This is a genomic window from Corynebacterium curieae (assembly GCF_027570035.1).
GTDB lineage: Bacteria > Actinomycetota > Actinomycetes > Mycobacteriales > Mycobacteriaceae > Corynebacterium > Corynebacterium curieae.
In genome coordinates, this window is sequence record NZ_JAKMUU010000003.1 from 64,995 (window position 1) to 77,639 (window position 12,645).

The 12,645-nt window shown below is 60.2% G+C and carries 13 protein-coding genes; 3 read left to right on the forward strand and 10 right to left on the reverse strand.

Annotated features, from left to right (window positions below; genetic code table 11):
• Positions 1-1,017, reverse strand: coding sequence for a MurR/RpiR family transcriptional regulator (locus tag L8V01_RS06260; RefSeq protein ID WP_269946270.1), 1,017 nt, complete (start codon positions 1,015-1,017; stop codon positions 1-3).
• A 41-nt stretch (positions 1,018-1,058) separates the two neighbouring features.
• Between L8V01_RS06260 and cobA the strand changes: the two genes are divergently transcribed.
• Positions 1,059-1,796 carry a uroporphyrinogen-III C-methyltransferase gene (gene cobA / locus L8V01_RS06265; RefSeq protein WP_269946271.1) on the forward strand — a complete coding sequence of 246 codons (738 nt, stop codon included), beginning with the start codon at positions 1,059-1,061 and terminating at the stop codon, positions 1,794-1,796.
• A gap of 100 nt (positions 1,797-1,896) precedes the next feature.
• On the opposite strand, the gene L8V01_RS06270 is transcribed toward cobA, so the two are convergent.
• From L8V01_RS06270 to L8V01_RS06285, 4 genes are read right to left on the reverse strand one after another with little or no spacing between them, the layout of a single operon-like run.
• On the reverse strand, positions 1,897-2,964 hold the full coding sequence (locus L8V01_RS06270) for a sulfite exporter TauE/SafE family protein (protein ID WP_269946272.1): 1,068 nt from the start codon (positions 2,962-2,964) through the stop codon (positions 1,897-1,899).
• Positions 2,958-3,644 carry a sirohydrochlorin chelatase gene (locus L8V01_RS06275; protein ID WP_269946273.1) on the reverse strand — a complete coding sequence of 229 codons (687 nt, stop codon included), beginning with the start codon at positions 3,642-3,644 and terminating at the stop codon, positions 2,958-2,960. Before L8V01_RS06275 ends, L8V01_RS06270 begins: the two co-directional genes overlap by 7 nt.
• A 9-nt stretch (positions 3,645-3,653) precedes the next feature.
• On the reverse strand, positions 3,654-3,905 hold the full coding sequence (locus L8V01_RS06280) for a hypothetical protein (RefSeq protein ID WP_269946274.1): 252 nt from the start codon (positions 3,903-3,905) through the stop codon (positions 3,654-3,656).
• A complete protein-coding gene (locus L8V01_RS06285) occupies positions 3,902-5,578 on the reverse strand; it encodes a nitrite/sulfite reductase (RefSeq protein ID WP_269946275.1) in 1,677 nt (558 codons plus the stop codon). Before L8V01_RS06285 ends, L8V01_RS06280 begins: the two co-directional genes overlap by 4 nt.
• A gap of 252 nt (positions 5,579-5,830) precedes the next feature.
• Here L8V01_RS06285 and L8V01_RS06290 point away from each other — a divergent pair, with 252 nt between their 5' ends.
• Positions 5,831-7,186: an FAD-dependent oxidoreductase gene (locus L8V01_RS06290; RefSeq protein ID WP_269946276.1), complete on the forward strand. Its 1,356-nt coding sequence runs from the start codon at positions 5,831-5,833 to the stop codon at positions 7,184-7,186.
• On the opposite strand, the gene L8V01_RS06295 is transcribed toward L8V01_RS06290, so the two are convergent.
• Positions 7,183-8,550 carry a phosphomannomutase/phosphoglucomutase gene (locus tag L8V01_RS06295; protein ID WP_269946277.1) on the reverse strand — a complete coding sequence of 456 codons (1,368 nt, stop codon included), beginning with the start codon at positions 8,548-8,550 and terminating at the stop codon, positions 7,183-7,185. The genes L8V01_RS06290 and L8V01_RS06295 overlap by 4 nt on opposite strands.
• A gap of 54 nt (positions 8,551-8,604) precedes the next feature.
• Positions 8,605-9,072 (reverse strand): DUF3499 domain-containing protein, encoded by a 468-nt coding sequence (locus L8V01_RS06300; RefSeq protein WP_269946278.1) that lies wholly within the window; start codon positions 9,070-9,072, stop codon positions 8,605-8,607.
• A gap of 96 nt (positions 9,073-9,168) precedes the next feature.
• On the opposite strand from L8V01_RS06300, the gene L8V01_RS06305 reads away from it, so the two are divergent.
• Complete coding sequence (locus tag L8V01_RS06305) at positions 9,169-9,639, forward strand: metallopeptidase family protein (RefSeq protein ID WP_269946279.1); 471 nt, start codon at positions 9,169-9,171, stop codon at positions 9,637-9,639.
• A gap of 80 nt (positions 9,640-9,719) precedes the next feature.
• Here L8V01_RS06305 and L8V01_RS06310 read toward each other — a convergent pair whose 3' ends face one another.
• The 3 genes from L8V01_RS06310 to L8V01_RS06320 all read right to left on the reverse strand — a co-directional run bounded on the left by L8V01_RS06310 (position 9,720) and on the right by L8V01_RS06320 (position 12,629).
• Entirely contained in the window at positions 9,720-9,968 is a 249-nt protein-coding gene (locus L8V01_RS06310) for a WhiB family transcriptional regulator (protein ID WP_005528147.1), read from the reverse strand.
• 567 nt (positions 9,969-10,535) lie between these two features.
• Positions 10,536-11,630 (reverse strand): mannose-1-phosphate guanylyltransferase, encoded by a 1,095-nt coding sequence (manB, locus tag L8V01_RS06315; RefSeq protein WP_269946280.1) that lies wholly within the window; start codon positions 11,628-11,630, stop codon positions 10,536-10,538.
• Positions 11,631-11,729: 99 nt separating this feature from the next.
• The gene (locus tag L8V01_RS06320; RefSeq protein ID WP_269946281.1) at positions 11,730-12,629 is read right to left on the reverse strand and encodes a glycosyltransferase family 2 protein; all 900 of its coding nucleotides are present in this window, start codon (positions 12,627-12,629) and stop codon (positions 11,730-11,732) included.
• Between the last annotated feature and the right edge of the window lie 16 nt (positions 12,630-12,645).

Consider the following 12,645-nt stretch of genomic DNA (forward strand, 5'->3'; position numbering starts at 1 on the left):
TTAAGAAATCTCGTAGGCGGTCGCGGCATAGCTCCGCGTGATGAGCTGCAGTGAGCGGGCGAGATGCCCTAGGCCCGGTTCCGGGTCGATGCTGCGGACTGCAAGCGAGTTGGGCAGGTTCGCCTCTTCCTGCCCCCAGAAAACCACCTTCAAGGGTACCAAAGCGCCCGCAGCACCATCGCCATCAATGAACGGGTCATAGAAGAGATCGCCAGCCGCGCCGCTATCAGAATCACGGTCGAGCGCGCGGCGCAATTCCGCCGGATCCACATAGGCGCTGGGCAGACCGTGAACGGCCCAGATGGTCGCGGCCATGCGGGCAACGAGGGCATCGAGCTGCACGTGCTCGCGGCGCTCAGAATAGGAATACGGATCGAGCACGCAGGAATGGATGATACGGGCGCCGTCAATAAATTCGCGCAGTTGGCGGCCTAGATTGGTGGTGGCGTCGCGCTCAGGGGAAAGCTGCGCGAGCTCGCGGTCTACTGCCGCAGCAAGCTCTTCTAGGGTCTCTTTTACCGCAGCTGGATCTTGGTATAAGAGACAGCACAGTGCATGCAGCGCGGCGATGCTGCGCGCAGGCGAGCTGCCTTCGGCCGTTGGAAGACAAGGAGCGACGAGCGTATCGTCCGGGCAGTCCTCAACAAGAGGGCCACGGGCTGGGCCGATGAGCACGGTGGTAGCACCACGCTGGCTGGCGGAGATTAGGGCTCGGGAGGCCCAATCACATTCGCCGGTCTCGCCTACTACGACGACTACGTCCAAGGCCCCCACATACCGTGGGAGCGATTCGGTGACCACAAGCGGGATGCGCAGGGGTTCGGCTAGGCCCACACCGAGATGTGCGGCCTGGCGGGCAATCGCATCGGTGGGGATTATGACCAGCGAGCGCGGGCTTAGCCCCCGGAGTGCCTCTCCCCAGCGCTCTACTTCTCCAGCCAGCAGGCGGATTTGAGCGCCTTCGTGCGCAACATCAAAAAAGCGCACGGTTTCGGCATCATAATTACCGGTATCCATGTGGTCCAAGCATAGTCGGGCGCCCACTAAGATGGAGGGCTATGACTCCCTCACAGATTCATCCCGTCACTCTCATTGGCGGCGGCCCCGGCGCATGGGACCTCATTACCGTGCGCGGCATGCGCGCACTGCAGGATGCAGAGGTAATTCTCGCCGATCACCTAGGGCCTACGGCGCAGCTCGATAAGCTGTGTGATATTTCTTCCAAAGAGCTTATTGACGTCTCTAAACTCCCCTATAAGAAGTCAATCTCGCAGGAAAAGATCAATGCGCTTCTCATCAAACATGCCCGCGCCGGCCGCAAGGTAGCCCGCCTTAAGGGGGGCGACCCCTTCGTCTTTGGCCGCGGCTTTGAAGAAGTCCAAGCACTGGCAGAGGCGTCGATTCCCACCACCGTTATTCCGGGAGTGACCTCGGCTATTTCCGTTCCCGCGGCCGTTCGCGTTCCGGTAACCCAACGCGGCGTTGTCCACGGATTCACGGTAGTTTCCGGCCACCTGCCGCCTGGCCACGAAAAGTCTCTGGTGGACTGGGAAGCGCTCGCCCGCTCGGGCGCCACGCTAGCGGTAATCATGGGAGTGAAAAATGCTCCGGCCATAGCCAGCGCGCTTATCGACGCCTCCCTCTCCCCTTCCACCCCCTGCGCCATCATCCAAGAGGGCACACTTTCAACCGAGCGCGCCTACCGCTGCACGCTGGATACACTGGCGCGAACGATGACCGAGCAGGAAATCAGCTCACCGGCCGTCTACGTCATCGGTGAAGTGGCAGGGCTCTAGCGGGGAATTCTCAGTCCCGCGAGCCAACTTCTGGCCGCGTTCTACCCCCACCGCAGCCGACTTTCGGCCCATAGCGTGGCCATTAGTTGCATTAAGAGCGCTACGCTAGGTCCGCGGCGGAGCTGTCGGGCGCCTTATCCTGGACAATGGTCACGCCAGTCCTGCGCGATCCATTGGCGCTGCGTGAACCGTGGACGCGGTGAGCAGCGGCGACGCGATCTGGGAAATCCGGTGCATGGAAATCGGCGTGGGCTGCTTCCTCGGCGTTTTCGGCTTCCAATTCCGCTGCACGCGCGCGCCTAGTGCGCAGCGCGCCTCGAATAGTGGCAGCCAGTCCAGCCGCGACCACGGCGGCGATGGCTACCGAGGTGACTACTGGCGGCACTGACCAGCCGAAGTACGTTTCGGCGCCGCCAATGACCTTGCTGATATTCAGCCCCACGATGGCCGTGCCCACCAGTCCGCCGAGCAGGACTGGGTTGATGCGGGAGATGAGCCACGCCGCAATAGGCGCGGTAATGGCCCCGCCGATGAGCAGCGCGATGACTGCGGCGAGGTTGGCGACGATTTCGTGCCAGAGCCCGACGATGAAGCCCGCGGTGGCGCCGAAGGTTACAAGGAACTCGGCGGCATTGACCGTACCTACGATGCGGCGTGGTTGCTCGCGGCCTATCGCCATGAGGGTGGAGGTCGAGACAGGTCCCCAACCACCGCCACCAGTGGAATCGATAAATCCGCCCACCAAGCCAAGGCAAGCGAGAAATGGTGTGGAGTGCGTGCGCTTATACGCCGAGCCGCGGCGGCGCGGCTGGGAGAAGCGCCAGATAAGGTTGGCACCGATGCCTACCAAGATAAGGGCGGTTACGGGAGCGGCTGCGGCGGTGGAGATAGTGGAAAGCAGTGTGGCGCCCAAGAAGGCGGCGATGCCACCGGGCACACCGAGGCGGATGACGGTCTTCCAGTCCACATTGCCAAAGCGCGCGTGGCTTAATCCGGAGATAGCAGTGGTGCCAAGCTCGGCGGTGTGTACGACGGCCGAGGCTTGGGCGGGCCCAAGGCCTGCTAGCAGCAACATAGTGGTAGAGGTAACGCCGAAACCCATGCCAATGCCGCCGTCCACAAGGTTGGCCGCCGCACCTGCCAGCGCGATGAGGATCAGGGTTAGCATGGCACGAATACCTCCTGCGCGGCATTGCGCGCCTGGCGGAAACGGTCAACGACGAGGCCAGCTAGGTCAGTTCCTAGCGGGCGGTCGACGGTGGCGGGAACGCCCGCCAAGCGATCCAGGAGCAGGCCCTCGGCCACGAAGAGCGGGATTACCCGAACACGTGCAGGATCCGGATATTCGCGGCATAAGGACACAATCCCTTCGCGGCCACCGCGGGTAGCGAATTCCACTGTGGTGGGCACGCCGGTGAGCGCGAAGGTGCGGTGGGCGAGTTCTCGAATGGCATCGTTGGCCGCGGTATCAGAGGAACCTACGGAGTAGATGACTACGTGGGAATCGCCCGGCAGGGTACGGGAGGCGAGCACGCGAGCGATATCCTCGCCGGTGCCAAGTCCTGCGGTGAGATGAAGGGAAAGGTGGGAGGCTTGGGAGGCGTCGGCAAGCGCGCGTGGGACGTCCACGCGCTGGTGGTAGCCCTGGGTAAAAAGAAGGGGAACCACAATGGCGTCGGTCTCCCCTAGCTGGGCGAACTCGAGCGCGGCCGTGGTGAGATCAGGCTCGTTGAATTCCAGGTGCGCTGCACGGGCGGGCCGCACGCCGGTGGCCTGGGTAAGTCGCTCAATGCCGGCCGCAGCACCCGGTTTGCGCGAGCCGTGGGACAGGGTAATAAGCGCAGTCATCGGACAGCCTTAAGCCTTAGAGGCCGTACTATGGCCGCGGCGGGCAAGCGAGCGCTTCAGCGCCTCGTTAGAGGACACGGCCGGTGCAGGGGCTACCGGGGCATCGTCTTGGCCGTGGAATCGCACGGAGAAAATCCGCAGGCATTCCTGGCACTTCCAGGCAAAGTCATCTTCCTCGTCTGGGAAGAGGTCGGTGCCAGCACAGTAAGGGCAGAAGCTGGGATGGTTGCGGTTCGGGTTCGGCTGGCGGCGAAAATTCACTGCAAGTCCTCCTCCTTAGCACGCAAGACCCAGTGGCGGAATTGCTCGCCTTCCTCGCGCTGCTCCTTGTATTTGTTGACTAGCCGAATGACGTAATCGGGCACCTCATCGGCCACGACCTTATGGCCGCGCAGCTTGCGGCCCCAGTCCGGGGAGAGGCCAAGCGCGCCGCCCAGGTGAACCTGGAAGCCTTCGACGCGGTTGCCCTCGGAATCGGTGACGATCTGGCCCTTCAGGCCGATGTCCGATACCTGCGAACGCGCGCAGGCATTGGGGCAGCCGTTGAGCGCGATGGAAATCGGCACGTCCAGATCGCCCAAGGTGTCCTCCAGAATGTCCACCAGCTCAATGGCGCGGGCCTTGGTGGTCACGTGCGCGAGCTTGCAGAATTCCAGCCCGGTGCAGGAAATGACGCCTCGGCGGAACTCCGATGGTTGGGAGTACAGACCGGTTTCATCAAGCGCACGCGAAAGCGCCGGGATGTCCTCTTCTTCGACGTCGAGGAAGAGTAGCTCCTTCATCGGGGTGGTGCGGATGCGGCTAATACCGAACTTCTCGGCCACATCTGCGATGGCTATGAGCTGCTCACCGGTGGCATGGCCCACGGTGGGCTTTACACCGACGTAGAACTTGCCGTCCTTCTGGCGGTGCACACCCAGGTGATCGCGGGAGCCGGGTTCAACCTCGAGCGGGATACCGTCCAATAGCGGCTCATCCAGGTATTCTTCTTCCAGAACCTGGCGGAATTTTTCGATGCCCCACTTGGCAACGAGGAACTTTAGGCGTGCTCGGTTGCGGTTGCGGCGGAAACCGTAGTCACGGAAGATACCGACCACCCCGGCCCACACCTCGGGTACGCGTTCCAACGGGACCCAAGCGCCGAGGGATTGCGAGAGCATCGGGTTAGTAGAAAGGCCGCCGCCGACAAAACAGTCGAAACCCGGCCCGTGCTCAGGGTGATTTACGCCCACAAAGGCAACGTCTTGAATCTCGTGGGTAACGTCCTGGCGAGCGTTGCCGGAAATGGCGGTCTTAAATTTGCGCGGTAGGTTATGGAATTCCTCCCGCGGCAGGTAGTTATTTTTGATCTCTTCGATGGCTGGGGTGGCATCGATAATCTCATCCTCAGCTACACCTGCGACCGGTGAACCCAAGATGACGCGCGGCACATCGCCGCAGCCCATCAGCGTGCTCAAACCTACCGACTCGAGCTTGTCCCAAATGGTAGGCACATCCTCGATTTGAATCCAGTGCAGCTGGATATTTTGACGGTCAGTAAAGTCCGCGGTGGAGCGGGCATAATCGCGCGAGATTTCACCCACGGCGCGAAGCTTGGCAGGATCGGCGCGGCCGCCGTCGAAGCGCACGCGCATCATGAAGTACTCATCCTGCAGCTCGGCGTTCGAAAGCTTGGCGGTCATCTCGCCACCCAAGTTCTGGTTGCGCTGGGTATACAGGCCCAGCCATTTAAAGCGCGGGGCTAAGTCATCCGCAGGGATCGAAGAAAATCCCTGCTTGGAATAGATATCGATGACTCGCTGCTTGGCAGAGAGCCCGCCATCTTCTTGCTTGATTACCTCGTCATTATTGAGGGGCTCGGTGCCGTCAATCTTCCATTGGCCTTCGGGCTTTTTGGCGCGGGGCTTGCGCTTGGTATTAGTCGCGGTGGTCATGGTGTAGATCTCAACCTGCCTTTCCAAAGTATTGAAAGACAACCTACCCGTCTAAACTAAGCAGACAAAGCGGTCTTTTTTATTTTCAAGTGAAAAATCGCCCTGAGCTGGCATGAAGGCAGGATGGCTTTAGAATCTAATTCAAGACCTTGCCGCACACTAGACTAAACGGTTCAATTGCCAGAAAGATTATCCATAAGAAATGAACCCAGCGGTCTAGACCCGCGGGAAAAAGAAAGGCACCCTCACAGAATGAATCAGCCCTTGAAAGTAGCCGTCATTGGCGCCGGACCAGCGGGCATCTACGCCTCCGATATCTTGGTGAAGAAGACCGGCGGCGAGGTACAGATCGACCTCATAGAGCAGATGCCCGCGCCCTTCGGCCTCATCCGTTACGGCGTAGCACCGGACCATCCGCGCATTAAGGGAATCATCAAGTCCCTCCACCGTGTGCTCGATACAGAGCAGATTCGCCTGTTGACCAACGTACACATTGGGCGCGATATCACCGTCGACGAGCTGCAGCAGCACTACGATGCCGTGGTCTTTGCTACTGGGGCGGTTGGCGACCGTCATCGCGAGCTTCCCGGTGCAGACTTGAATGGCGTGCACGGTGCCGGAGAATTCGTAGGCTTCTACGATGGCAACCCGCGCTTCGAGCGCCACTGGGATCTTTCAGCAAAGGAGGTGGCAGTCATCGGCGTAGGCAATGTGGGCCTTGACGTCTCCCGCATCTTGGCCAAAACCGGCGATGAGCTCAAGGTGACCGAAATCCCCGATAACGTCTATGAGTCCTTGGCCAAGAACCAGGCCGAGACCGTGCGTGTCTTCGGCCGCCGCGGCCCGGCGCAGGCCAAATTCACCCCGCAGGAGCTCAAGGAACTTGATCATTCCGAGTCCATCAATGTTGTGGTCTCGCCGGAAGACATTGACTATGACGAGGCTTCGCTCGCCGCGCGTCAGGAAAGCAAGTCCACCGACTTGGTATGCCAAGTCCTTGAACAATACGCCATCCGCGATCCCAAAAAGGCGCCGCATACCCTGCAGATTCACCTTTTTGAGCAGCCGGTAGAGATTCTGGGCGAGAACGGCCAGGTTACCGGCATCAAGACCGAGCGAACCGCGCTCAACGGCGACGGCAGCGTGCACGGCACCGGCAAATTCACCGAATGGCCGGTACAAGCGGTTTACTTCGCCACCGGCTACCGCTCCGATGCGGTCGATGGCGTGCCCTTTAACCAAGAGAAGAACGTCATCAATAATGACGGTGGCCATGTCATTGATGAGTCCGGTGAAGTGGTGCCTGGCCTTTACACCACTGGATGGATTAAGCGCGGACCGGTGGGGCTCATTGGCAATACCAAGTCCGATGCCACGGAGACGATTGGCATGCTGCTTGACGACGCCGCCTCTGGCGCCCTCCCCTCCCCCTCCAGCACCGCAGATATCACCGAGGTCTTCGCCGAGCGCGGCATCGACTACCTGACGTGGAAGGACTGGCAGCGCTTGGACGCGGCCGAGCGCGCACTAGGCGAGCGCGAGGGCCGCGAACGCAAGAAGTTCGTGGAGTGGGAGGACATGGTATCCCACTCGCGCGCCGAGGTTTAGCGGCGGATGATGGCGAGGACTTCGTCGACGATGGCTTGAACTTCGTCGGCCGTCTTCGCCTCTACATTGAGGCGCAGCAGCGGTTCCGTATTGGAAGCGCGCACGTTGAACCATGCCTCGGTGTCCTTGAGCTCGACAGTCACGCCGTCTAGCTCATCGACGGACTCGATCTTATCGGCCAGCTCATCCAGCACCGCCTGGGTAGCGGCCTTCTGGTCCTCCACGGTGGAGTTGATTTCGCCAGATGCTTCGTAGCGGGAGTACTCCGCCATAAGCTCGCTCAGCGGCTTATCTGACTGGCCCAGTGCGGCAAGAACGTGCATCGCAGCCAGCATGCCGGAATCGGCGTTCCAGAACTCTTGGAAGTAGTAGTGCGCGGAGTGCTCGCCACCGAAGGCAGCCTTATGCTCGGCCATCTGTGCCTTAATGAAAGAGTGCCCCACGCGGGTACGCACCGGGGTGCCGCCGTTTTCCTTAATGAGCTCCGGCACGGTCTTGGAGGTAATCAGGTTGTGGATGATAGTCGCGCCTGGGAACTTCTCCAGATAGCGCTCTGCCACCAGAGCACAGATTGCGGAAGGCGAGACCGGTTGTCCCTTTTCATCCACCACGAAGCAACGGTCCGCATCGCCGTCGAAGGCCAATCCAATATCGGCCTTCTGATCCAGAGTGAACTTCTGCAGGTCCACCAGGTTCTTCGGATCCAGCGGGTTAGCCTCGTGGTTCGGGAAGGTGCCATCGAGCTCGAAGTATAAATCGCGGACGTCGAAAGGCAGGCCATCAAAGACGGCCGGAACGGTGTGGCCACCCATGCCGTTAGCGGCATCAACGGCTACAACCAGCGGCTTGGAATCCTCCAGCGGCACCAGCTTGCGCAGGAAGTCCGCGTAGCCAGCGAGAATCTCCTGTTCAGCAATCGCACCTTCGGTGCCGGTAGACTCCGGGGTTCCTTCGATAAGCATCTGCTTAATCTGTTCCAAGCCAGTCTCCTGACCCACCGGTACCGCACCAGCGCGGCAGAGCTTAATACCGTTGTACTTGGCTGGGTTATGAGAGGCGGTAAACATTGCGCCCGCACACTCTAAGGAACCAGCGGCGTAGTAAAGCTCGTCGGTAGAGGTTAGCCCCAGCAGGGTCACGTTCAGGCCTTGTGAGGTTACGCCTTCAGCAAAAGCGCGCGCCAAAGATGGCGAGGACGGACGCATATCGTGGCCCACCGCCACAGTATTTTCGCCTTCCTCTCGCAGGATGGCGGCAAAAGCGGCGCCCGTATCGCGCACGAAGTTCTCATCGATATCTTCGCCCACCACACCACGGACGTCATAGGCCTTAATTACTGCATCAAGATGCTCACGAGTTCGCATAATCCGCAATAGTACTCCCGCCCGCTGGGAAACTACCGCACCATGGGGTCCGTGTCAGTCCTGTTCTGGTTCTTCCGGCGCTGGTTTATCGGGTACCACCGATAAATGTGCGCGCCGAGCTTTTTTGGCATAAGCAACCCGGCGGGTGCGAAAGACAGGATGATTCGAGTTCGCGGGATCCGCGCCATCAAAGGTGGCCGAATAATCGATCGGATCCGTCCCCGAGCCGGCGCTGCGGTCATCGACTAGACCGGTAGTCACGCGACCGTCCTCCTTAACGGCCTCTGCCAGAGCCATTAGATCGTCTTCTTCATCCAGCTCGATGCGGTCCACGCGTACCAACTCCCATCCCACCGGTGCGGAGATGCGATCGCGGTGAGTGGCGCAGAGATCCCAGCTGTGCGGGTTCTCCTCTTCCGCCAGCGGCCCGACGACGGCAGTCTGGTCCGCGTAAGCGTAGGTCAATGTCGCCACGGCGGGACGGCCGCAGCCTGGGCGGGAGCAATGGCGAGATACAGTCACAGCACACAAGTCTAAACCCTTAGTTGAGATTTAGATAGTTCTCGCTCCGGCGTGGCTCCTCTAAACCCCAGCCGTCATCGTCTTAAAATCGGGGTTATGACCACTGCTCGCCCGCATATCCGCCCCGCTCGCGACCGCCGCGGCCACGGCATGCGCGGACCTCTCCTACCGCAGCAGACCCCGCGCTACCGCAGCGCGCGCGAGCACTTCGATATGGCTGCCCTCGAGGCCTACGCCCCCATTCAAAACGCTTTCGCCCCGCAGCTGCGCGGCCTCGATCTCGCTGTAGACACCATCCCCCGCATGCGACTCTCACCCGATATGACCGTGCTTCCGGATGAGATCATCGCCGATGGTCCAGTCCCCCTCGGCCGCGTAGTTCCCGCCGGTGTAGACTCGGCCGGCCACCCTACGCGCGCCCGCCTGGTTATCTTCCGCATGCCTATCGAACAGCGCGCCACCACCTCGGCAGAGAGAGCTGAACTCCTCGGCACGGTTATCACCGCACTGGTGGCCAACTACCTCAACTTGGACCCTGAAGAAGTGGATCCGCGATATAACTGGTAGCTCACTTGCGAGGGGGAACGCAGCAGAAAGGCCCCCGACCACACGCTACGTGCTAGCCAAGGGCCTTCCGAACACTTTAATTATCCAATCTCACGCTTGAGGCGGCGGCGCTCACGGTCCGACAGTCCGCCCCAAATGCCGAAGCGTTCATCGTGCTCCAGCGCATACTCCAAGCATTCGTCTCGCACCGCGCACGCCTGGCAAATACGCTTGGCCTCACGGGTAGAGCCTCCCTTCTCAGGGAAGAATGCCTCAGGGTCCGTCTGCGCACAGAGCGCTTGATCCTGCCACTCCTGCTCGACGGCACCGAAGAGTTCATCGAGCGACATCTCTGCAGCAGCACCGCCACGGAGAATGGCGTTGTTATTAGCCATTTTGTCCACGCCTTTTCCTTTCTCCGAGGTTGGGTAATTCTCATCAGTGCGACCGACTGTACACCACCTTCCCCTTGGGTGACCCCACTGGGATGTTGTGGAAGCAACTGCGTCGGCCGCCGTTTCTTTCACTGATGTAATTTCACACCGGATCACTAAATATCGTCAACCCGAATTGGCGGCTTCTTCGAGCTTTCCGGCAAAAACGCAGCACACGATCCCCATGCGTCACATCTTTAACAACTGATCCCCTCCGGGGGTGTAGGTAGGGGGTACTACATATAGTGGTGGCCGGTTTTTCTGTCAACAATTTTCAGGAAATCCCGGCGTGTCGCACGCACAATCCACGGCCGAGGGGATCCATCCGCCGCCTGGGACGGGCGGATCACGCGGCCTTTCAAGGCGCTAGGAGCAAATCAAGCCCACCAGTTCCCAATAAATAAAGACCGAATTGAGGTCATTTCCCTCAATTCGGTCTAAGCCTTCCCGCCTTAGAGTGGTCCTCTACTCCTGCGCGGGAAGTTAAGCGTCGGAACTAAAACGGACTCCTGCATCCGGAATGGAAACGCCAGGGAAGACACGCATGCCGTCGAGAAGCTCGCAGCGTGCACCGACGTGAGCACCCTCGCCGATGACGCAGTTTTCAATGACCGCGTTGGCACCAATGTGTGCACCAGAAGCGATAATCGAATTGTGGATAATGGCACCTGGCTCGATGCGTACGCCATCAAAAACTACGGTGCCCTCGAGGCGGGAGCCGGCGCCCACCTCGGAGCCTCGGCCCACGGCGGTACCGGATAGCAACAACACACCACCGGCAATGCCGGCTGACGGATCCACCAAGGACTCGCCGGTCTGGCCTTCAATTAGCGGAGAAGGCGCAATGCCGCGCACTAGATCGGACGAGCCACGAGTGAAATCATCTGGGCGGCCCATGTCACGCCAGTACGAGTTATCTACGTGGCCTACAACGAGGCGGCCATCGGCGAGCAGCCCGGGGAAAGTCTCGCGCTCGACGGAGACGACGCGATCGGCCGGAATCGACTCGATGACCGAGCGCTTGAAAACGTAGCAGCCGGCGTTGATCTGGTTTGTGGGCGGATCTTCGGTCTTTTCCAAGAAGGCGGTAACCCGACCATTGGAATCGGTAGGCACACAGCCAAAGGCGCGAGGATCGGCCACGTTGAGCAGGTGCATCGTTACATCGGCATCCTTGTCATGATGCGTGGTGAGGATGCCTTCCAAATCCATGCCGGAAAGGACGTCGCCGTTGAAGACCATGACGGTGTCATTGCGCAGCTTGTCATAGACATTGCGGATGCCGCCACCAGTGCCCAGCGCGGTCTCTTCCACCACGTACTCGATGTCTAGGCCCAAATCGGAGCCGTCGCCGAAGTACTCCTCAAAGACCTCAGCCTTATAGGAGGTAGACATGACCACGTGCTCGATTCCGGCGGCCTTGATACGAGCTAGCAGGTGCTGTAGGAACGGGTAGTTCGCCGTTGGCAACATCGGCTTTGGCGTGCCAATGGTAAGTGGGCGCAGGCGTGTGCCGCGGCCACCGACGAGAATCACTGCATCCGTGCTGGCACCGTGGGTGGTGGCTGCTTCAGTCATAGTCATCCTTTTATGCAGACAGTTTTATTCTGTGATTTTCTGAGGGACAGTGTAGAGCGTATGGCGCACAAACTAGGTCAACGGCACGCGCGCCGCGGCCTATGACCGCGCCGACGCCGAGGCGATAAGCCCACGCACCTGCAAGCCCAACCACAGCGCGCCTCGCAATGGGGCCTGCCACCACGCCGGGTGGCGGTCCGCCTGAAAGCGGTAGGCGGACGCATGGTGGGCGCGCAACATGGCACCGGCGTGCGCTTGAGTGGAATGTCCCTTGGCGTGGCTAATAACAGCCTCTGGACAAAAAATATTTTGGTAGCCGGCGCGCGCGAAGCGGTCACCTAAATCCACGTCCTCGAGATACATGAAATAGCGCTCATCAAAACCGCCGATGGCTTCGAAGGCATCCCAGCGCACGAGCAGGCAGGAACCAGATAACCAGCCCGCCGGGCGCTGTGTGGTCATATCAGATTCATTGCGGTAAGCGCGCGACCATGGGTTAGAAGGCCAGATTGAAGAAAAGAGCGCGTGGCCGATGCCAGTGGCCACGGTGGGTATGGCACGGGCAGAGGGGTAATTGGTGCCATCTGGCTCTACGATGCGAGGGCCTACGGCCGCGGCTTCGGGCCACTGGCGTGCACACTCGATGAGCTGGTCAATAGATTCAGGAGTAAAGGTGACATCGGGATTAGAAATGAGGAAGAATTCCTCGTCCACGCCGCCCTGTTCGCGGGCAAAACGGGCCCCCGCATTCATTCCGGCACCGTAGCCAATATTGCCGCCGGTATCTACAAAGTCCACGTTGACACGCTCGCCCGCGGCCGCCTCGGGCACACCATCGGTAGAGCCATTATCCGCAAGCACAACTCGTACGCCGCGGGCGCAGGCGCCCGTCAAGGAGTTTAAAAAACTACCGAGGTATTCACCGGGACTATAAGTCACGGTGATCACGGCCAACGGGGATCGATTTGGAGTAGTCACAATGGCCCCGAGCTTAGTCACAGCCGCTGCCAGCACA